At 38.0% G+C, this 21,265-nt stretch carries 18 protein-coding genes and 2 tRNA genes; 16 read left to right on the top strand and 4 right to left on the bottom strand.

The window, feature by feature from the left end; all coding sequences use genetic code 11:
- Positions 1-3 precede the first annotated feature (3 nt).
- From F1560_RS04575 to F1560_RS04610, 8 genes are all read left to right on the top strand, one after another.
- A tRNA-Met gene (locus F1560_RS04575) sits at positions 4-80 on the top strand.
- 71 nt (positions 81-151) lie between these two features.
- A tRNA-Asp gene (locus tag F1560_RS04580) sits at positions 152-228 on the top strand.
- A 208-nt stretch (positions 229-436) separates the two neighbouring features.
- Positions 437-1,402, top strand: a complete 966-nt coding sequence (gene thiL / locus F1560_RS04585; protein ID WP_149473465.1) for a thiamine-phosphate kinase — start codon at positions 437-439, stop codon at positions 1,400-1,402.
- Between the two features lie 8 nt (positions 1,403-1,410).
- Positions 1,411-1,860: a tRNA (adenosine(37)-N6)-threonylcarbamoyltransferase complex ATPase subunit type 1 TsaE gene (gene tsaE, locus F1560_RS04590; RefSeq protein ID WP_149473466.1), complete on the top strand. Its 450-nt coding sequence runs from the start codon at positions 1,411-1,413 to the stop codon at positions 1,858-1,860.
- An 11-nt stretch (positions 1,861-1,871) separates the two neighbouring features.
- On the top strand, positions 1,872-2,579 hold the full coding sequence (tsaB, locus tag F1560_RS04595) for a tRNA (adenosine(37)-N6)-threonylcarbamoyltransferase complex dimerization subunit type 1 TsaB (RefSeq protein ID WP_149473467.1): 708 nt from the start codon (positions 1,872-1,874) through the stop codon (positions 2,577-2,579).
- Positions 2,572-3,021, top strand: coding sequence for a ribosomal protein S18-alanine N-acetyltransferase (gene rimI / locus F1560_RS04600; protein ID WP_149473468.1), 450 nt, complete (start codon positions 2,572-2,574; stop codon positions 3,019-3,021). The genes tsaB and rimI overlap by 8 nt, the downstream gene beginning before the upstream one ends.
- On the top strand, positions 3,018-4,028 hold the full coding sequence (tsaD, locus tag F1560_RS04605; RefSeq protein ID WP_149473469.1) for a tRNA (adenosine(37)-N6)-threonylcarbamoyltransferase complex transferase subunit TsaD: 1,011 nt from the start codon (positions 3,018-3,020) through the stop codon (positions 4,026-4,028). Before rimI ends, tsaD begins: the two co-directional genes overlap by 4 nt.
- 241 nt (positions 4,029-4,269) lie before the next feature.
- Positions 4,270-5,442, top strand: a complete 1,173-nt coding sequence (locus tag F1560_RS04610) for an FtsW/RodA/SpoVE family cell cycle protein (RefSeq protein ID WP_149473470.1) — start codon at positions 4,270-4,272, stop codon at positions 5,440-5,442.
- 57 nt (positions 5,443-5,499) lie between these two features.
- Here F1560_RS04610 and F1560_RS04615 read toward each other — a convergent pair whose 3' ends face one another.
- Positions 5,500-6,837 carry a hemolysin family protein gene (locus F1560_RS04615; RefSeq protein ID WP_149473471.1) on the bottom strand — a complete coding sequence of 446 codons (1,338 nt, stop codon included), beginning with the start codon at positions 6,835-6,837 and terminating at the stop codon, positions 5,500-5,502.
- 174 nt (positions 6,838-7,011) lie between these two features.
- Positions 7,012-8,940, bottom strand: coding sequence for an ABC-F family ATP-binding cassette domain-containing protein (locus tag F1560_RS04620; protein ID WP_149473472.1), 1,929 nt, complete (start codon positions 8,938-8,940; stop codon positions 7,012-7,014).
- Between the two features lie 151 nt (positions 8,941-9,091).
- Here F1560_RS04620 and F1560_RS04625 point away from each other — a divergent pair, with 151 nt between their 5' ends.
- A complete protein-coding gene (locus F1560_RS04625; RefSeq protein WP_149473473.1) occupies positions 9,092-9,730 on the top strand; it encodes a redox-sensing transcriptional repressor Rex in 639 nt (212 codons plus the stop codon).
- A 341-nt stretch (positions 9,731-10,071) separates the two neighbouring features.
- Entirely contained in the window at positions 10,072-11,091 is a 1,020-nt protein-coding gene (locus F1560_RS04630) for a hypothetical protein (protein WP_149473474.1), read from the top strand.
- A gap of 53 nt (positions 11,092-11,144) precedes the next feature.
- Here the strand turns inward: F1560_RS04630 and F1560_RS04635 are convergent, their stop codons facing one another.
- Both F1560_RS04635 and F1560_RS04640 read right to left on the bottom strand, forming a co-directional pair.
- Entirely contained in the window at positions 11,145-11,339 is a 195-nt protein-coding gene (locus tag F1560_RS04635; RefSeq protein WP_149473475.1) for a YdiK family protein, read from the bottom strand.
- A gap of 3 nt (positions 11,340-11,342) precedes the next feature.
- Positions 11,343-12,062 carry a CPBP family intramembrane glutamic endopeptidase gene (locus F1560_RS04640; protein ID WP_149473476.1) on the bottom strand — a complete coding sequence of 240 codons (720 nt, stop codon included), beginning with the start codon at positions 12,060-12,062 and terminating at the stop codon, positions 11,343-11,345.
- Positions 12,063-12,329: 267 nt separating this feature from the next.
- Between F1560_RS04640 and groES the strand changes: the two genes are divergently transcribed.
- The 6 genes from groES to F1560_RS04670 all read left to right on the top strand — a co-directional run.
- Positions 12,330-12,614 carry a co-chaperone GroES gene (gene groES / locus F1560_RS04645; protein WP_095314493.1) on the top strand — a complete coding sequence of 95 codons (285 nt, stop codon included), beginning with the start codon at positions 12,330-12,332 and terminating at the stop codon, positions 12,612-12,614.
- Between the two features lie 68 nt (positions 12,615-12,682).
- A complete protein-coding gene (gene groL, locus F1560_RS04650; protein WP_149473477.1) occupies positions 12,683-14,311 on the top strand; it encodes a chaperonin GroEL in 1,629 nt (542 codons plus the stop codon).
- A gap of 618 nt (positions 14,312-14,929) precedes the next feature.
- Positions 14,930-15,637, top strand: a complete 708-nt coding sequence (locus F1560_RS04655) for a poly-gamma-glutamate hydrolase family protein (RefSeq protein WP_149473478.1) — start codon at positions 14,930-14,932, stop codon at positions 15,635-15,637.
- A gap of 833 nt (positions 15,638-16,470) precedes the next feature.
- Positions 16,471-17,742, top strand: coding sequence for a RidA family protein (locus tag F1560_RS04660; protein WP_149473479.1), 1,272 nt, complete (start codon positions 16,471-16,473; stop codon positions 17,740-17,742).
- A gap of 380 nt (positions 17,743-18,122) precedes the next feature.
- Complete coding sequence (locus F1560_RS04665) at positions 18,123-20,435, top strand: NlpC/P60 family protein (protein ID WP_187773627.1); 2,313 nt, start codon at positions 18,123-18,125, stop codon at positions 20,433-20,435.
- 625 nt (positions 20,436-21,060) lie between these two features.
- Positions 21,061-21,265, top strand: a 205-nt coding sequence (locus F1560_RS04670; protein ID WP_149473481.1) for a hypothetical protein, incomplete at its 3' end; no start/stop codon positions are given.

A 21,265-nucleotide genomic window follows, 5' to 3' on the forward strand; every position in this document is an offset into this window, starting at 1 on the left:
TATCGCGGGGTGGAGCAGTCTGGTAGCTCGTTGGGCTCATAACCCAAAGGTCGTAGGTTCAAATCCTGCCCCCGCAACCAAAATACTTTAAATAGTTGAAGCTAGGAAGTACTGGATTAATGTACACGTTAGATTTTCAACATATATTATTGGTCCGGTAGTTCAGTTGGTTAGAATGCCTGCCTGTCACGCAGGAGGTCGCGGGTTCGAGTCCCGTCCGGACCGCCATTTACAATTTATATTAGTTTATTACACACATGATTCCAGAAAATGAATCGTGTTTTTTTAATTCCTAGCATTTATTTAATTACGCTATAAATTATCTCTCAGAAAGCTCCTTACATATACTAATCTTCGCTACTACCCTCAATAATTTTCCTTTTTTTTAATCTTTTTGCTATCATAGTTGTAGTCGATAAAAAGAATGGTGATAAATGTGGATGAATTCTCTTTTATAGAATCAATAAAGCAACATACGTATAAACAATCATCCTTGATCAAAGGAATTGGTGATGATGCAGCTGTTTTCAGTTCGTTATCACAAGATATTGTTTCCGCAGTAGATACATTTGTTGAAGGTGTGCATTTTTCAAAGGAGACTATGTCGGCTTTTCATGTAGGCTATCGAGCACTTGCTGCAAACATCAGTGATTTAGCAGCAATGGGAGCAACACCTGCCTTTTATCTTGTATCGATCGTCATTCCAAAAGGTTGGGAACAGGAAGAATTATTACAAATTTTCAATGGAATGAGTCATTTAGCGCGAGGATACAACATGGATTTAATTGGTGGAGATACAGTATCAGGTAAGGAACTGTGCATTTCCGTTACAGTAATGGGCTTTACGATGAAAGGTAAAGCACGCTATAGAAGTACAGCAGAGGTAGGGGATGTTGTCTTTGTGACTGGAACATTAGGTGATTCAGGAGCAGGGCTACATATTTTAACGCATTCTGATAACTATAAGGAAGCTTCTTATTACATGAATAGACACAGAATGCCAAGTCCTCGTATTCCATTTGCAATCGGTTTAAATCACTTAGCTAGAGTAACGCTAAACGATATTAGTGATGGAATAGCCAGTGAGGCCAATGAAATTGCCGATGCTTCAAGAGTTACGCTTCTATTGGATGAAGCTGCGATTCCAACGAGTAGCTCCTATAGTCAGTTTCCCTTGAAATTACAAGAAAAATGGAAGCTGTTTGGTGGAGAAGATTTTGAACTGTTAGGTACAGTACCTGCAAAAGATTGGGATGAAGTTAAACAAATTGGAGAATTGACGAATACAAACGTTACTAAAATCGGTGAGGTTTCAGAAACAAGCCCATGTGGCAAAGTCTTTTTAAAGCAACAACATAAATCAATTCTGTTAGAAAAAAAGGGTTATACACATTTGAAGTAGGTGAGTAAATGGTACAAATTCAGACAAATACAGTAGAAGAGACACAGTTAATTGCAGAGAAGCTTGCAACAATGCTTAAGCCTGGAGATGTTATAACATTGGAAGGGGAGTTGGGTGCTGGTAAAACAACTTTCACAAAAGGCTTGGCGAAAGGGCTTGGAATTAAGCGTAATATAAGTAGTCCTACATTTACGATTATAAAAGAATATGAAGGAAGACTGCCCCTATATCATATGGATGTATACAGACTTGAACATTCTGATGAAGATATCGGATTTGATGAGTATTTTCATGGAAATGGAGTTACCGTTGTTGAGTGGGCGCATTTCATTGAAGAATTTTTGCCAAACGAGCGTTTAGCAATTAGAATTGGCTATATGGATGGAGACAAACGGATACTTGAATTTACAGCTTCAGGTGCTTATTTTGAACAGATTATGAATGAATTGATTAGTTAGGAGTTACTGGAATGAATATACTTGCAATAGATACCTCGAATCAAGTTCTTGGTGTGTCATTACTTAAAGGAGAACAGGTTATTGGAGAACTGATGACGAACCTTTCAAAAAATCACTCGGTTCGCTTAATGCCAGCTATTGAGAAGTTAATGAAGGAAGTATCGATGAACCCGGAGGACCTCGATAAAATTATTGTTGCAAAAGGGCCCGGTTCCTATACTGGTGTCCGAATTGGAGTCTCAACAGCTAAAACAATGGCATGGGCTTTAAATATACCTGTTGTGGGCGTTTCTAGCTTAGAAGTTCTGTCCTATCAAGGAAGGTTCTTTGATGGCGTCATATGTCCTTTTTTTGATGCTAGACGGGGTTTAGTGTTTACAGGTTTATATCAATGGAAGAATAATCGTTTAGAGCCAGTTTTTGAAGAAAAAAATATGTTAATGGAAGATGTCCTTCAGACGCTTCAGAAGCAACAGACGAATGTTCTCTTTTTAAGTCCTGATATTGCAATTTACAAAGAAGCGATTGAACAAGCTTTAGGTGAAAGAGCGATCATTCCAGAAGGCGCTTATCATATTCCGCAGGCAGGACATTTAGGGCTTGCTGGACTTACCAAGCATGCAGATCCAACACATGCATTAACACCAAACTATTTGCGTTTAGCAGAAGCAGAAGCGAATTGGTTAAAAGCACAAAAGGAAAATGAAAGCCATGGCTAAATGTGTGATACGGAAAATGGAAGTTTCTGATGTAGATCACGTAATGGAGGTCGAGCGTGCGTCTTTTACAACGCCGTGGACAACAGATATTTTCTACCAGGAGCTCATTGATAATAAACATGCGCATTATTTTGTCTTGCAATTAGAGGAGCAAATTATTGGTTATATTGGGACGTGGATTGTTATCGATGATGCACAAATTACGAACATTGCTATTATGCCCGGATTCAGGGGTCATAAGCTTGGAGAGAAGCTTTTTGGATATACCGTTCAATATGCATTGAAATTAGGTGTAGAACGCTTATCATTGGAAGTAAGGAAATCCAATATTCCAGCTCAGAGCCTGTATCAGAAATTTGGACTGGTTCCTGGCGGTATTCGCAAAAATTACTATACAGATAACCAAGAAGATGCTATCGTTATGTGGGTGAATTTAAAATGAAAAAAGATACAATTATACTTGGGATCGAAACGAGCTGTGATGAAACAGCAGTATCGATTGTAAGAAATGGTACAGAAATAATGACAAATGTCGTCGCCTCTCAAATCGAAAGTCATAAACGATTTGGTGGTGTCGTTCCTGAAATAGCTTCTCGGCATCATGTAGAACAGATGACGGTCGTTTTGGAAAAGGCATTTGAGAATACAGATATAACCTGGGACGAGGTTGATGCGATTGCTGTGACTGAAGGACCAGGGCTCGTAGGTGCGTTACTGGTTGGAGTGAATTCAGCGAAGGCATTGTCCTTTGCAAAACAAAAGCCTTTAGTTGGTGTACACCATATCGCCGGTCATATTTATGCTAATCGTTTAGAAAAGGAGTTTGAATTTCCATTATTAGCATTGATTGTTTCTGGTGGTCATACAGAGCTTGTCTTAATGCGAGAGCATGGCTCCTATGAACTGATCGGGGAGACCCGAGATGACGCAGCAGGTGAAGCCTATGATAAAGTAGCACGAATGCTTAACTTGCCATATCCAGGTGGACCGCATATCGACCAGTTAGCTGCAATTGGTGAAGAGACGATTGCATTTCCACGTGCGTGGCTAGAAGAAGGAAGTTACGATTTTAGCTTTAGTGGATTGAAATCTGCAGTTATTAATAAAATTCATAATGCGAAGCAGCGTGGCGAGACATTGAAAAATGAAGATATTGCTGCTAGCTTTCAAGCAAGTGTTGTCGAAGTCCTAACAGCTAAAACATTAAAAGCTGCTAAAGCGTATAATGTTAAACAGGTAATTGTTGCTGGTGGAGTAGCTGCAAATAAAGGATTGAGAAGAGAACTGGAAACTGTTTTCTCAGAGACTGATATCCCATTACTCATTCCTGACATCAAACTATGTACAGATAATGCTGCAATGATAGCGGCGGCAGGAACGATTGCTTTTGAACAAGGAAGACGTTCCGGGCTTGATTTAAATGCAAATGCATCGTTACAATTAAAATAATCACAGTTTATTCACAGGGGTGTGGATAGCTTGATGGAATACCTGGAAAACTCATATTCTTATTGTGGATGAAAACTGTTGATAAAGATAGAAGTACCTGTGGATTATGTGTGTAACTTTGTTAATAACCCTGTTTTCAGCTTTTTCTATTGGTCTTTTTTGTGGATAACTGAGGGATATCCATGATGATTACTGAAATGAAGTTTTGAAATGAACAAGGAAGAAATTTGGTGATACTGTTATGAATAAAAAGCAATCGTATTATATGCAAACAGATATAATCACTTTATTTATTCTGTTCGTCTGTGTCAGTTTACTTTCTGTATACAATGCACAGCAGCTAGAGCAATATGAAGGTGAAAATTTTGTTTTAAAGCAGATTGTTTGGTTTACGATTGGTGCATGTATTGTTGCAGCAATTCAGTTTCTTGATTTGGAACAGCTGCAAAAGGCGAGTATCTATATATATGGAATCAGTATATTCGTACTAATCTTATTGTTGATAAGTCCTGATTCTATTGCTCGTACAATAAACGGAGCAAAAAGTTGGTTTACATTACCGGGCTTATCGCTTCAGCCGGCAGAATTTACGAAAATAACGACTATCCTCTTTTTGTCTGCGGTGATAAGTAAACATAAAACAAAATATGAAGTGAGCAGCTTAAAAAGCGATACCTTTTTATTAGCGAAAATCTTACTTTTTACAGGTATTCCAGTAGGCTTAATTTTACTGCAGCCAGACTTTGGAACAGCGATGGTGTACTTATTTATATCCGGTATGTTGATTATTTTATCAGGGATCAATTGGAAAATTATACTGAGTTTAATTGTCATTATTTCTTCTGCAGGAGCAGCTATTATTGGGTTTATTATTAAATTTCCAGTGCTGGCTCAGGAGTTAATCGGTATTAAACCATATCAAGTGGATCGTATTCTTACTTGGTTCGACCCATCTCAGCAGTCAAGTGACGCAACTTTTCACTTTGACCGTGCCTATATGGCTTTAGGGTCAGGGCAGTTGTTTGGAAAAGGGATGGGTAGCTTAGAAGTGAACTATCCTGAGGCACATACTGACTTTATTTTCTCCGTAATCGGTGAGAGCTTTGGCTTTATCGGAAGTGCGATTGTTATATTTTTGTACTTTATGCTGCTCTATAAATTGGTTACATTAGGATTGAGTATTTATAAGCATTCTTCGTTTGGAACATTTTTCTGTTACGGCTTTTTAAGCCTATTGTTGATTCACGTTTTTCAAAATATCGGAATGACGCTTGGGATTATGCCGATAACTGGAATTCCGCTCTTGCTCGTTAGTTATGGGGGAAGCTCGGTTATGTCGACGATGCTCGGTTTAGGAGTAATCTATCGCGTTGCAGTGGAATATAGTATACAAAATGATTATTTATTTAAATAATTTTATCCAATATATAAAATAAAATGCAGGATAGCGTATAGCGCCCCTGCATTTTTATTATTCTTTGCTTTGATCTCCTATTACTTCTTCCATATCATCTTCGTGAATCGTTGCAATTACTTTTTTAATACGATTATCTGTAACTTCAGTTACTTCAAAAACAATATTTTTGTAGGCAATAATAGGCTTTTCTTCTAAAGATGGAATATAGCCAAGTTCTCCAATGAGAAACCCGTTTAGTGTATCGAATTCTTCGGTAGGGAGATCTACTTGGAGAAAATCCTCTAGTAGATATAAATGAGCGATTCCATCAATTATGAACGTATTTGTTTCGATTTGGTTAATTTCCTGCTCAGGTGCTGTTGAATCACTCTCACTAAGAATTTCTCCAACGAGTTCTTCCAAAATATCTTCTATTGTAATCAACCCTTCTGTCCCGCCGTATTCATCTAATACGATAGCAATATGGGAGTTACTTTTTTGCATCTCAGCAAATAGCGTATTTATCCGCTGTGTCTCTAAGACAAAATGGGGCTTTCGAATAACCTCGCTTAAATGGAATTCTTTTTCCGTTTCCATAAAATGAAGCAGATCTTTAACATGTAGGATACCAACAATTCGGTCAATATCTTCTTCATAGACTGGAAATCGTGTGTATCTTTTTTCATTTACGAGTTCAATCGTTTCTTTCAAGCTTGCATCTATTGGAAGTGCAGACATATCTGTTCGATGTGTAATAATGTCTGAAACTTGGCGATCATTAAACTCAAAGACATTATGGATCATAACTTTCTCTGTCTTTTGAATTGACCCTGTATCGCCACCGATGTCAACCATCATTCGGATTTCCTCTTCTGTCGCTTCATCGCTCGTTGCATTCGGATCAACACCGAAAATCCGTATGACGGTATTCGTTGAGAATGTGAGTAATTTTACGATAGGATAGCTTAGTCTTAACAGCCATGTGATTGGCGTTGCGGCGAAATTTGAAATAGCTTCAGCCTTTTGCAGTGCAAGCTGTTTTGGAACTAACTCTCCGAATACGAGCGTGAAATAAGAGAGTATAATGGTTATGACAACCACTGATATTGTTTGCAGAACAGAAAGTGATATCGGAACTCCTAATCCATATAAGGTTTGAGCTAATGGACCAGCAAAAAAGTCCGCTGCAAATGCACTGGCTAAAAAACCTGCAAGCGTAATGCCAATTTGAATCGTACTTAAAAAACGGCTTGGCTCTGCAATTAGGTTATAAAGCATGCGAGCTTTTTTGTCACCTTCATCCGCTTGGCGTTTTACTTTATTACTATTTAATCCGATTAAGGCGATCTCTGACGCAGCAAAAAATGCATTTAGAAAAATAAGCACAATGAGTGTAACGATAGCAATCGTCAATTTGTGTAACCTCCAACTAGTTTTGAATTCAATATGAAGTCACTGTTTATACAGTTGATACCCAAGAATTTTTGATGTCACACTCTAAACACTCCATTACTATAATAAAATGATACAAAACAGGCAGCTATTTTAGCTGCCTACTTTAAATTATAAAAGACTGTGTTACATCGTTCAACTATTCTTCTCTTGAAGTACGGTCCACTCTTCCATAAGTTGCTCAACTTCTTGTTTCATTCTGCTTACAGTTTCTGTAAGCTGCAATGACTTCTCATGATCTTGATACACCTCTGGTTTGGTCATTTCTTCTTCGATCTGTGAAATCTCCAGTTCCTTTTGTTCAATCATTTCTTCCAGTTCTGTAATCCGCCGCTGGATTCTTCGTTTTTCACTTTGTAATTGCTTGCCTTCTTTGTAGCTAAGCTTTTTTGTTTCCGTTATGGAAGTCGCTTCCTTTTCCTGTTTAAGCCTTTCGATTTCTGCTTCTTCTTCTTTCTTTTCCAGATAATAATCATAGTCACCAAGATAGACGGTAATCCCATCTCGTTGCATTTCAGCAACTTGGTCGGCTATTTTATTAATGAAATAGCGGTCATGCGAGACGAAAAGGATGGTCCCAGGAAAGTCAATTAAAGCTGCTTCAAGCACTTCTTTACTATCGATGTCTAAATGGTTCGTAGGCTCATCCATGATAAGAAAATTTGCTTGTTGCATTTTAAGCTTGGCAAGGGCAAGTCTTGCTTTTTCTCCACCACTTAATGTATGGACTTGCTTCAATACATCATCTCCAGAAAAAAGAAAGTTCCCTAAGACCGTGCGAATATCTTTTTCATTTATGCTGGGGTAATCATCCCATAATTCTTGGAGAATTGTTTTGGTGGAATTGAGATCAGCCTGTTCCTGGTCATAGTAGCCAATTTGTACATTTGTACCAAGCTGAAAATGCCCTTTTTCTGGTTGTAGTCTTCCTAAGATTGCTTTGAGTAAAGTCGTTTTTCCCACACCATTTGGTCCCACAAGTGCAATACGGTCACCACGATTTATATCCAGTCGAATGTTGGAAAAAATAGGATCAACTTCTTTTTCATAACGTAAGCTAAGCCCGTCAACTTTTAATACATCATTTCCACTCCTGCGATTAATTTGAAAGGAGAAAGAAGCGGATGATTCATCACCAAGTGGCCTATCGAGTCGCTCCATTCTCTCAAGCTGCTTTCGCCTGCTTTGTGCTCTTTTTGTAGTGGAGGCACGTACAATATTCCGCTGGATAAAATCTTCCATTTTTTTAATCTCGGTTTGCTGCTTTTCAAATTCCTTTAATTCCTGTTCGTAATTTAGAGCTTTTTGTTCTAAATACTTACTGTATGAACCATGGTACTTTCGCGTTTTATGTCGTGATATTTCATATACAATAGAAACGGTTTTATCAAGAAAATACCGATCATGTGATACGATTACAATGGCACCTGGATAGCTGACTAAATAGCCTTCCAACCATGATAAAGTATCGATATCAAGGTGGTTGGTCGGTTCATCTAAAATGAGCAATTGTGGCTTTTGAAGTAACAGTTTACCTAGTGCGAGACGTGTTTTTTGCCCTCCGCTAAGTTCCATGATTGGTGTATCGTAATCGAAGGTTTCAAAGTTTAATCCACTAAGTACAGCTTTTATATCGGATTCATACGTATACCCTCCAGAAGTCTGGTATGCTAGTTGAAGTTTGTCGTATTCTTTAAGGAGTTTGTCATATTCTTCCCCAGTTAATTCGCCGGCTTTCTCCATTTCCTTTTCCAATGCTCGAAGCTGTTTTTCCAAAGATTTCAAATGAGAAAACACTTCTAACATCTCATCCCAAATGGTTTTTCCAGATTCTAGCGTCATATGCTGGGATAAGTAGCCGAATGTAAGATCCTTCGGTTGAAAGAATTCGCCCTCATCATATGATAATTCCTTGGCCATAATTTTAAGTAATGTTGACTTACCTGCACCATTTCTGCCAACAATAGCAATACGGTCGTTATGTTTAATTTCAATTTTAATATTTGATAAAATCTCTTCAGCACCGAAGGATTTTGAAATTCCGTTTAGTTGCATTAATATCATCATTTTCACCCCATCATGACTAGTGTATCGTATAGTTATTTGCCGAAGCAACTGAATTGTGAAAAATATCACGACTTATTTGACGTTTTCTGTTAAAATAGAAGAAAGAACTTTATCATATACAACTATTGGATTGAAAAGAGGAAGATTGATGGATCAGAACAAAATTCCACAAGCTACTGCCAAGCGGTTGCCTTTATATTATCGTTTTCTGAACAACTTGAATCAGCAGGGGAAGAAGCGGGTATCTTCAAAGGAGCTGAGTGAAGCAGTAAAGGTGGATTCTGCAACAATTCGAAGAGACTTTTCTTATTTTGGTGCATTAGGAAAAAAAGGATATGGCTATAATGTTGAGTATTTGTTAGGATTTTTCCGAAGTACATTGGATCAACATGAAGTTACAGAGGTTGCTTTAATTGGAGTGGGAAACTTAGGTACTGCATTCCTTCACTATAATTTTATGAAGAACAATAATATTCGGATCACTACGGCGTTTGATGCAGATACAGAAAAGGTTGGTACGGATATTGGTGGGGTACCTGTTTATGATATTCATCATCTAGAGGAAAAGTTAGATGATATTAAAGTCGCTATCTTAACCGTTCCAGCTGTTGAAGCACAAGTGATCACCGATAAGCTTGTAGAAAAAGGAATCTCAGGGATTCTTAACTTTACCCCTGCAAGGATTAGTGTACCGAAGCATATTCGGGTGCACCATATTGATCTTGCCGTTGAATTGCAAGCTTTAGTCTATTTCTTAAAGCATTATTCTTTAGACAAACCAGAATAGTTTAATGTGGATGATTGTGAGGAGTCATGGTAAGGAGCTTCCTTTAAAATTACGGCGGGATTTTATTCTAACAACATTGTAATCCTTTTAAAACAAGGCTATTTGACTTTAATTCAAAAGCCTTGTTTTTTTATGAAGAATCATCATACTGTCGTATTTGCGAAGGAATTGATAAGAGCAATATTATTTATTAGCAGGTTAAAAAATGCTAATTAATGGTAAATAGATAAATCGAACTATGATTTTTCTGAAAATTAATAGTTCTTAAGACGTCTATCCATTTACCGATTATTGCGTTAATCTGTATTGGGGAAACATTTAGACAGAGGAGGAATTTATTCGTGAATGTGAAAAAGGTTTTAGGTATTATGTTTGTTTTATTTATTAGCTTGTTTATCGTTGCATGTTCAAATGATAGCGATAATGAGAATGAAGAGACAGTTGATGCGGAAGCAAGCGAAGAGACAAATAATGCAGATGCAAATGAGGAAGATGAGGCTGAAGGATCAGAAGAGGAAAATGCTGTTCCAGAGGATGAGGAATTGTTTGCAGTCCTTGAAGCCAACTTAGAAGCATTAACAGAAAATGATTTGGATGCTTACATGGACACTATACATAGTGAATCTCCTTTATATGACACAACACGTACAACAATCGATCAATTATCTGTGTATACATTAGATATGGAATTATTTGATTTAGTTGTGGAGGAAAAATCAGAAGAAGAAGCTACCATTTCATATAAACAGACGACAATGAAAGTCGATGGTCCTGATTTTATGAATAATGAAACACACGGGGCTCATGTTTTGCGACCAGATAATGGTTCTTGGAAAATTTATAGTTCAGAAGAACCAACTGAAGTCCTTCCACTTGATGAGAATGGGGAAGTAATAGAGGAAACTGATGCTGATGTAGCTGCAGAAGGTGTCTATATTGACGCGATTACAAGTCTAGAAATTCCTTTTGACGAAGGAATGTGGGAGCTAGAAAGTTATGAAGAAGCTGATGGAGAAGCACTTGCTGAGTTTCTATTAGTTGATGAGGATCTAACTAACTTTACAGAACTGTTTAGTATTCACTATTATCCAGATGGCGATGAATTGTTAGGCGCTGAAGGCTTTATTGAAATGATGGAAATGAATTTAACCGAAATGACTACAGGAAACCTTGAATTTAATTCTGCTGAAGAAGGATTTTTTGAATTCTCCTTAACAGAAGATGATATTCAGCTCGATCAAGAAGAAGTAGCAAGAGTATTTGCGAAGGACAATGATTTGTATGTTATCCGTTACACAACGTTTGAAAAAACGATTGAAGATCAAGACGAATGGGTAGATAAGCTGAAGTCTATTCAATAATTAAGAAAGAAGGCTGTTTCAATTTTGTAACAGCCTTCTTTCTATTGGAAATGCTATTTCTTTTTCTTTATTCGAAAATACTTGCCAAGCAATCGAAGTGCAACCCCAAAGGCGAGCGTTGCTACAGCAGCAAAAATGAGCGTGGTGGGATTCCAAATCGTTTCTCCTTTGCTTTGAACTGCTACGTAAATAAAGATGACAGCCATTAGGAGATAAATGAATGCTTTAAATAAAAGTGAATTAGCCATTCATTAACCCCCAATAAGGATCATTTGCAATTGTTCAACTTGACGCTGCATTTCTTCAAGCTGGCGCTGGAGTTCTTCTGGATCCATGGAAAATTGTCCGATTACAACGAGTGTGTTCATTGCTGCGTGAACAATAATCGGAACGAGAATTCGTTTTGTCTTAACATAAAGAAATGCAAATACAAATCCCATCGAAGCATAAATTAGGATGTGTTCCATCCCTTCATGAATAAAGCCAAAGATGACGGCGGAAATCAAGCCTGCGAAGAAGAAATTCATGCGCTTATAAAGGCTGCCGAATATAATTTTACGGAAAATAATTTCTTCCAATATCGGTGCAATTAGAGCTGGGATTATGATAAATAACGGTGCTGCTCGAGCTATATTCATAATACCTTGTGTGTTTTCTGACCCTGGTGTTATACCAAATACATACACTTCAATGGCTACTGCAACTCCTTGTGCAATAAAAGCCATAAATACACCAAGAATCGACCAAAGAACCATAGAACTCATTGGTGCGGCATCACGTGCATGTCTCATTTGCATATCAGGTTTCATAATCCATAGTATAATGAGAAGTCCGAGAATAAAACTTAGAATGGACCAGTAAATGACAGCTATTACAGGGATATATTCATGCTTTGCAAGTAGAGAAACGGGCAATGCAGAAAGCTGCATAAGTATATAAGTTAAAATGACATACCAATATCTTCGTGCCAAAATAAAACGACTCCTTTTATTTTATGTAGTTTATTTAGTATATGTATAACATGGTTCACCTATTGATTATCATAGTAGGTATTTTAACATATTCTATTGCCTGTTAATATTATGAGCCTCCTTAGGATAAAAAATTTGCTAAAAAAATAATAGACACATTGCTTGCATTTTTTTATGGGATTAATTATTATGAATATAGAAATTAGCACTCAATCATTGAGAGTGCTAATACATCTAATACGATAAAGAATTGAGGAGGCATTCTACATGATTAAACCACTAGGAGATCGTGTTGTTATCGAACTTGTTGAGCAAGAAGAAACAACTGCAAGCGGTATCGTACTACCAGACTCTGCAAAGGAAAAACCACAGGAAGGTCGCGTAGTCGCAGTAGGATCTGGCCGTGTAACTGAAAATGGGGAAAAAGTGGCACTTGAAGTTGCTGAAGGAGACCGCATCATTTTCTCTAAATTTGCTGGTACTGAAGTGAAATACGAAGGTACAGAATACTTAATTCTTCGTGAAAACGACATTTTAGCTGTAGTAAGCTAACCTTAAACATAAAATTTACTACTTATATAAATGATTAATTATTATAAGAATTGAAGGAGGACTTTTTAATGGCTAAAGATATTAAATTTAGTGAAGACGCTCGTAGCGCAATGCTACGTGGTGTAGATGTTTTAGCAGATGCAGTAAAAGTAACTCTAGGACCAAAAGGCCGAAACGTTGTTCTAGATAAAAAATTTGGTTCACCTCTAATCACAAATGATGGGGTAACCATTGCTAAAGAAATCGAATTAGAAGATGCTTTTGAGAACATGGGAGCACAGCTTGTAGCTGAAGTTGCATCTAAAACAAATGATGTGGCTGGTGACGGTACAACTACTGCAACAGTTCTTGCGCAAGCAATGATTCGCGAAGGATTGAAAAACGTTACATCTGGAGCAAATCCAGTTGGTGTACGCCGTGGTATTGAAAAAGCGGTTGAAACTGCTGTAACGGAATTAAAATCAATTTCAAAACCAGTTGAAAACAAAGAATCCATTGCACAAATTGCTGCAATTTCTTCAGATAATGAAGAAGTTGGTAACCTAATCGCTGAGGCGATGGAACGCGTTGGTAATGACGGTGTTATTACAATCGAAGAATCAAAAGGCTTCAACACAGAATTAGAAGTTGTAGAAGGAATGCAATTTGATCGTGGATATGCATCTCCATACATGGTTACTGACCAAGATAAAATGGAAGCAGTATTAGAAGATCCATACATTCTAATTACAGATAAGAAAATTGGTAACATCCAAGAAGTATTGCCTGTATTAGAGCAAGTTGTACAACAAGGTAAGCCACTTCTATTAATCGCTGAAGATGTTGAAGGGGAAGCATTAGCAACATTAGTTGTGAACAAGCTTCGTGGAACATTTAACGCAGTAGCGGTTAAAGCACCAGGCTTTGGTGATCGTCGTAAAGCAATGCTTGAAGATATCGCTATCCTAACTGGTGGAGAAGTGATCACAGAAGATCTTGGATTAGATCTAAAGAGCACTACAATTGAACAGCTTGGACGCGCATCTAAAGTTGTTGTAACAAAAGAAAACACAACAGTTGTTGAAGGTGCTGGTAACCCAGAAGCAATAAGCGGACGTGTTGCTCAAATCCGTGCACAAGCAGAAGAAACAACTTCTGAATTCGATAAAGAAAAATTACAAGAGCGCCTAGCTAAATTAGCTGGTGGTGTAGCAGTAATCAAAGTTGGTGCTGCAACAGAAACAGAATTAAAAGAGCGTAAATTACGTATTGAAGATGCATTGAACTCTACGCGTGCAGCTGTAGAAGAAGGCTTCGTATCTGGTGGAGGAACTGCACTTCTAAACATTTACAATAAAGTTGCTGAGCTTAAATTAGAAGGTGACGAAGCAACAGGTGTAAACATTGTTCTACGTGCAATTGAAGAGCCTGTACGCCAAATTGCTCATAACGCTGGACTTGAAGGTTCTATCATCGTTGAACGTCTAAAAGGTGAAGAAGTTGGAGTAGGATTTAACGCTGCAACTGGCGAGTGGGTAAACATGGTAGAGGCTGGTATCGTTGACCCAACAAAAGTTACTCGTTCTGCACTACAAAACGCAGCATCTGTAGCGGCTATGTTCTTGACTACTGAAGCGGTAGTTGCTGACAGACCAGACGAAAATGCTGGTGGCGGAATGCCTGACATGGGCGGCATGGGCATGCCTGGCATGATGTAATTAAGGAGTTTACTCCCTTATTACATTTTATAAAAAAAGAGGTTCCCTATAAGTATCTAACTTATAGGGAACCTCTTTTTTAATGTGTATTATTTTCCCAGTTAGCTTTAATTGCATCTATCGCAAGATTTAGCTATTGGTTTTTTATTGCATGGATAATCTGTTGATGTTCCGTGTAGGATGAATACTTACCTTCGATCTTACTGAAATAATGGATCTCTATTCGTTGAATTCTTACTTTTAAACTTGAGGCTTTCCAACCTTCCGGTAGTTGATTATCCACCTGGTCATCAGAACATCAATTTAGAATTGGGCATATGTTGGGGGAGAGAATTATAAAACCTTCAGAACCCCAGTAATAACAGGGCTTTTAGCTCCGTGGATACTTTGGAAATATTCTAGGGCTAACTCTTTCTTAAATAAGGTTCTAAATTAGAGGTTTTCCATTAGTTCATTGAACTTTTGGGAAGCCTCTTATTTCATTTCTCCTTGTTACATATAAATATGTTTTCTTCACCTTGCGTGAAAACAGCTATCTAAAGGTTTTAACAGTCATTTTTGCACAGCATATACACAATTCATGTCAAACATCATATTCTACGAAAAAGGATGTTTGACATGAATAAATTTAATAAATATTGCCATACACTTTTCCTCTCCAGCTCATTCTTATTACCACTCGGATTTATATCTACTGTAAGTGCAGCAGGATATTATGATTCCTATGAAGATTTAAAGGAACATGAAGTACTGAATGAGGATTATGAAATTAATTATAAACAACGTGGTAGTGACATTACGGTCATCGCTATCCACGGCGGAGGAATTGAACCGGGGACCTCGGAGGTAGCAAAAGGTCTGGCAAATCAGATGAACATCTCTTATTACCTTTTTACAGGTATAAAGTCAACGAACAACGAGATTTTACATCTAACCTCTGAGCGTTTTGACGAACCGACTGGACGAGGAATGGCGCAAAATTCTGTAAGCGCTTTATCTATTCATGGGTATCAAGGAGAGGAACCTATTATATACCTAGGTGGAAGAAACGAAGAATATAAGGAATTGGTACGCGATTATCTTCAGAACCGAGGATTCCAAGTTGTAGATGCTCCTGACCATATATCAGGAATGAGTGAAGAAAATATTGTCAATGATAATCAGCTTCGAGCGGGTGTACAGTTAGAACTAACAGCAGAATTACGTAAATCTTTCTTTAAAAACCGCGATTGGTCACGAGAAAATCGGCATAATACAACGAATATATACGATAAGTTGATTGATGGCCTAAAGGAAGCAAGTGATATTTACAAAGAACAGCTTTAAATATGATCAGTAGCATAAACCTGGTTTAAACAGGCTGCAGATAGGGGGGATATTTGCAATTATTTATGTGAACACCTCTAAATTAATTAGTTATTTAGGGGTGTCCATTATCTAATAATATTTTAAAAAGAGCTTCATAAACACTATTTTTCTGTTAAAAAATGTTAATTTCTTTTCGAAGTATCCTTTAAAAGGTTAAATGATTAAAAGAAGAAAGCAAAATGTAGTAGTAAATACAAAGAAAACCTGCTATAATAGCAATCTTAGTAACCCCCTCGAGGGGGTTACTAATTCAAGTTTAGCAGAAAAAATCAGGGATTAACTAGGTTGCGAGTTAAACCAAGACATACTTGCTCAAAAACGAAGTCTGTGTCTAGTGAGGATCGTTTTTTTCAACTGCGTGAAGAACGCCATCGGTTGAGCTGATAGCATAAATCGCCTAAATTCCGGTGATTTAGATTCTGCCGTCGTTCCCACTCCATCAACAAGTACCGTGAAAAGACAATGGAGGTGTGTACGACAAGCGCATTGTAATTGTTGCAATGGAACTCTTTTGCAAGGCGAAGCAGCGACATGGCTGATATGAAAAAACTCAATGCTTCAGCGGGTGTTGAATATTCGAATAATTCCAGCATTGCAAAGGGCGTATCGGTACTGAGCACAGCCAGCCATTCGCTCTGCTTGTTGTGTATTTGTACGAACACGATTCTCACGGCGAATCCGTTTTTCGTTTTTGCAATCACGGAACCATGGTTTAGACTGGCTTTTTCGGTGCGAAACTTGATTTAATAAAATATATCTATTAGGATATTTATCTAAAAGGAGAATACATCATGAGCGGTTATAACACAGTACTACCAAGAAATACGGAAAATGCCCCAAACGGTAACGGTCTATATTCACAAACTGTTGCTTTCTCTCATTACAATAATCTTTCAGCTCAATTACCTATCGAACCAAAAACTGGTGAATTGGTAGCTGGTGGCATAAAAGAACAGTCTGAACAATGCTTTAATAATATCAAGGCAATTGTAGAAAGCATTGATCATGTTATGAGCGATATTGTTAGAATCACTGTATTCGTTAAGAATATCAAAGATGTTGACGCTGTAGACGAAGTTTATAAAACATTCTTCCCAACCTATGTTCCTTCACGGACAACAGTTGCAGTTGCAGCTTTACCTATGGATGCATTGGTGCAAATTGAAGCACTTGTTTCACATGGAGAAGGTACAATTCCAAACGCACCACAAGCAGGTGATCTCATCAAGCTTACTAATAACACGGCAAAAGCACCAACAAGTTCTCTATCTACACAAACTGTGTCTTTCTCGCATTACAATAATCTTTCGGCTCAATTACCTATCGATCCGAAGACTGGTAGATTGGTATCTGGCGGTGTAAAAGAGCAGACAGGACAGGCCTTAAAAAATATCAAGGCAATTTTAGAAAGTATCGACGTTCCTTTTGACGATATTGTTAAAATTAATATCTTCCTTAAAGATCTCTCGGATATTGAAGCCGTAAATGAAGTTTATACAACATTTTTCCCTGACTCGGCTATCGCTAGGACCGTAGGCTATGTCCCTGCACGGACAACAGTTGAAGCTTCAGCTTTACCTATGGATGCTTTGGTACAAATTGAAGCAGTGGTGTCACACGGAGATGGTACACCTCCACAAGCTGTTGAAGACAGACATGGAATCGTTATCTGGGCAAACAACACTGAAAATGCACCAAAGAGTTCTCTATCTACACAAACTGTAGCGTTTTCTCATTACAATCACCTTTCAGCTCAATTACCTTTGGATCCAAAAACTGGTGAATTGGTAGCTGGTGGTGTAAAAGAGCAAGCTGAACAGTGCTTGACAAATATCAAGGCAATTGTAGAAAGTATCGACCACGTTATGGATGATGTAGTGAAAGTAAATATCTTCCTTAAAGACATTGCAGATATGGATGCTGTAGACGAAGCATACAAAACATTCTTCCCAGGCGGTGTTCCTGCACGAAGAACAGTTGGGGTATCGGCTTTACCTAAAGATGCTTTAGTCCAAATTGATGTAATTGTATCAAATGCGGAAGGAACACCACCAAGAGCGTAATAGGCATTTGTTTGTAAATACAAGTTACTTGTAAAAGTCGATGGTGAATGCGAAATCGCATATCCTATTCATAAAAACGGAAGCTATCTCAATCTTCATTTGAGACAGCTTCCGTTTTTTAATAGCGTAGATGAAAAAACATATAATTATAAGTTATTATACAAGATAAAAGGGTAAAACATTTAAGAAGATAGTATGTTAACTCCATCATATGATCATAGACGTTACAGAAATTTCTTATATTTATGTTTGCGATAATGTTAGATATAGTAGGTATCGTTGGATGGAGAAAAAATCATAAACCGATTAATTTTTGAAATTTTATTTTGGTGCCCTGACATGTGAAAAAACTTTCAATTTTAAGGATGGAGGAGATACGGATGCAGCGTTCTGTTTTGCTAGTTTTCTTTAATTTATTGTTATTTTTTGTATTGGTCCCTGGATTTGCTGCAGCTGAAGAATGGAATGACCCAGCTGCAGAATTCGCATTGGATATGGTTGGTAGTAATGAACAAGGATTTTTAACGTCTGAATTTGTACAGTATGTTTATGAGGAATCAAAGTCTATTTCCTTGCCGAGATATGCTAGGGATCAGCAACAGATAGGGGAGGAAATAGAGCGGAGTGAGTTACAACCAGGTGATGTTGTTTTTTTTCAGGGAACCAATATGATGTCGGGAATTTATATTAACGATGGCCGTTTCGTAATCGTAACGAGTGATGGAATTTCTGAACGAAATATGGAAACAAGTGAATATTGGTCGAGTGCATACGCAGGAGCTGCCCAATTTACAGAAGAGAATATTGATGATTCGGCAGCTGCAATGGCCCTGGAGGAATTAGGGGAAAATCAAGAAGGGCGGACAACTGCAGAATTTGTGCAATATGTCTACGAGGAGGCTAAAGGAATTTCCCTCTCCCCATCAGCTGCCGATCAATGGATCCGAGGAGAGGATGCCAGTGAGCTTCAGTCAGGAGATGTTGTCTTTTTCCAGGGAACCCATTTGATGTCAGGGATTTATATAAATAACGGGCGTTTCGTTATTGTTACGAGTGAAGGAATCTCCGAGCGGAATATGGAGACAAGTGAATATTGGTCAGATATTTATCAGGGTGCTAAACGTTACAGTGGAGAAGACGCACCTCCTCATTCGGAGGATGAAATCGTCGAACTGGCTCGGGACTTGATTGGGACTCCTTATAATCAATCAGGAAGTAGTCCAGAAGAAGGATTTAACACAGGTTCTTTCGTTTACTATGTATATAAAGACGTGACAGGCAGCTGGCTCTCAAGACAGGCTTCCCCGCAGCTGGAAGCTGGTAAGAGCATCGAAAGAGATGAATTGCAGCCTGGGGACCTTGTCTTTTTTGAAAATGACGAAAAGGAATTGATTTCAGGTATTTATTCTGGAGATGACCAATTTGTGATAGCTACTTCCTCTGGCGTAGAGGAAAGGCATTTAGATTATCATACCTACTATGCAGAACGCTTTATAGGGGGAGCCCGTTATACAGAGGAGATATTGGGAAAATCAAATCCGGAAACGTATAGGGATCATAATAACCCGATTATAAGGGAGGCAATGAATTATATAGGAACACCGTATTTAATGACCGGCAGTACGTTGGACGCCTTTGATTGTTCATTTTTCGTGCAAACCGTCTTTCGTGAGGCATTGGATGTTTATTTGCCTCGAATTAGTTATCGACAGTGGAAAGTTGGTGAGACGATACTGCCAGAGGGAACAGATATAAATGCAATTGATCTGGATGAAGAACTTCAAGCTGGAGATGTCCTGTATTTCTCAGGAACATGGCAGGAAGGTATTTCTCACACTGCGATTTATTTAGGGGGTGATTATATGATTCATGCAACAGGAGAAGAAGGGCAGACGACGATTTCGTATATGAGCGAATATTGGCGGGAACATTTTACTGGTGCAAAGCGTTTTCGGGATCTTGCTATTCAATATGATAATGATGCAGTTTTTGAAGCTCATGAACTGGTGGGAACCGAGTACACGCTTGGGGGAACGACACCTGATGAGGGATTTGATACAGGCGGTTTTGTCCAATACGTATACAATCAAGCATGGCCGTATGACCTGCCGCGATATGGAAAACAGCAATGGGAAGCAGGGACAGAGATTCCTAGAGACGAGGCGGAGCCAGGAGATATTTTATTTTTTCAAGGGACAAGTATCATCCCAGCAATTTATATTGGAAATAACCAAATGATTGTAGCGACAGCTTCAAAAGGTGTTATAGTCATTAACTTAACAACAAGTGATTATTGGTCTTCTCGTTATATGGGCGCAAGAACATATGACACGAAAGTTGAGGAGAGTGAAGCAGCACAACTAGCTGAGCAATATGTCGGCGAATCGTTTAACGAGACGTCAACGATGTTTATGAAGCAAATTTATGCGGAAGCAGCTGGCATTGATCTTCCATCCAATGTGGAAGAATTGCGCGAATATGGAAGTAATCTTCATATTGAGGAGCTTCAGTCGGGAGATCTCATGTTTTTCTCTGATACAGAACATGGAACAGATCCTGTCATGGTCGGTATTTACGTAGGAGAGGGCACCTTTATTACGGTGATTGATGGTAAAATCGTCTCCCGAAAAATCAATAATGAAGTGTATTGGATAAACCGATTGATTGAAGGACGTACCATTTCAACTGAATGATCTGTGAAAGAATCGTCATGATGCACATTGACCTATTAAATTTATTTAACAAATCTATCTATTTGAAGGGTGTACCAATAAGATATAACAAAGGTATATCAAGTAAATCAATTTCTACCTTGATCATCGACACTGCCAGAATGTCGCATGCCATATCCATCTAAATAAAGTATACTAAATCCCTACCTGAAAACAGGTGGGGATTATTTGTCTGATACAAAGGTTTTAAAAAGGTACAGAAATAGACCAAATTCACCAAATTTTTACACGATTGTTATTTGATTGATATACGACTGATATAGTTTTTGATTATTACGTAGTATAAGATGTAGACAATGTAGTTATAGTTCTCATCGCTTATGAAATGGTAGAAATAAGGCAATCTCATAAGCAGTCTATAACTTACTATATGGGATTTATCAGTTAAAGGAGGTGACTATTCTTGAGAAGTTATGGGGCAGCCCCCCGTTGCTTGAAATCTCTATTCTACTAGACTATAAAGTGTTGTGTGGCTTGAACAACTGCCACTAAAATGATTTTTTTGACTAAGATTGGTAGAAAAAGTGATGAATTTGTGAGTAGTATAGGAAAAAATAGTAATGTAAAAATTTGAGGAGGAGTAACCATGAAAAAATTTCACAAGATATTGTCCGTCACTGCATTATCAGCACTCATTGCGGTACCGGTATTTGTAACGCCTGTATCAGCACAAGAATTAAATGTAGAAGAAAGCAGTGAGATCAAAATTCATGCACCGAATAAAGCACCAGATGAATTAAAAGTTATATGGAAAATTGATAAACCAACGGATGAAGAAGCAGGAGAAATAA

This window comes from Oceanobacillus polygoni (assembly GCF_008304605.1).
GTDB classification, from domain to species: Bacteria; Bacillota; Bacilli; order Bacillales; family Amphibacillaceae; genus Oceanobacillus; species Oceanobacillus polygoni.

Coding starts and splice junctions, on each gene's coding strand:
- tsaE (WP_149473466.1), top strand. CDS start 1,411: ATGGTACAAATTCAGACAAATACAGTAGAAGAGACACAGTTAATTGCA.
- tsaB (WP_149473467.1), top strand. CDS start 1,872: ATGAATATACTTGCAATAGATACCTCGAATCAAGTTCTTGGTGTGTCA.
- rimI (WP_149473468.1), top strand. CDS start 2,572: ATGGCTAAATGTGTGATACGGAAAATGGAAGTTTCTGATGTAGATCAC.
- tsaD (WP_149473469.1), top strand. CDS start 3,018: ATGAAAAAAGATACAATTATACTTGGGATCGAAACGAGCTGTGATGAA.
- F1560_RS04610 (WP_149473470.1), top strand. CDS start 4,270: ATGAATAAAAAGCAATCGTATTATATGCAAACAGATATAATCACTTTA.
- F1560_RS04620 (WP_149473472.1), bottom strand. CDS start 8,940: ATGATATTAATGCAACTAAACGGAATTTCAAAATCCTTCGGTGCTGAA.
- F1560_RS04625 (WP_149473473.1), top strand. CDS start 9,092: ATGGATCAGAACAAAATTCCACAAGCTACTGCCAAGCGGTTGCCTTTA.
- F1560_RS04635 (WP_149473475.1), bottom strand. CDS start 11,339: ATGGCTAATTCACTTTTATTTAAAGCATTCATTTATCTCCTAATGGCT.
- groES (WP_095314493.1), top strand. CDS start 12,330: ATGATTAAACCACTAGGAGATCGTGTTGTTATCGAACTTGTTGAGCAA.
- groL (WP_149473477.1), top strand. CDS start 12,683: ATGGCTAAAGATATTAAATTTAGTGAAGACGCTCGTAGCGCAATGCTA.
- F1560_RS04655 (WP_149473478.1), top strand. CDS start 14,930: ATGAATAAATTTAATAAATATTGCCATACACTTTTCCTCTCCAGCTCA.
- F1560_RS04660 (WP_149473479.1), top strand. CDS start 16,471: ATGAGCGGTTATAACACAGTACTACCAAGAAATACGGAAAATGCCCCA.
- F1560_RS04665 (WP_187773627.1), top strand. CDS start 18,123: ATGCAGCGTTCTGTTTTGCTAGTTTTCTTTAATTTATTGTTATTTTTT.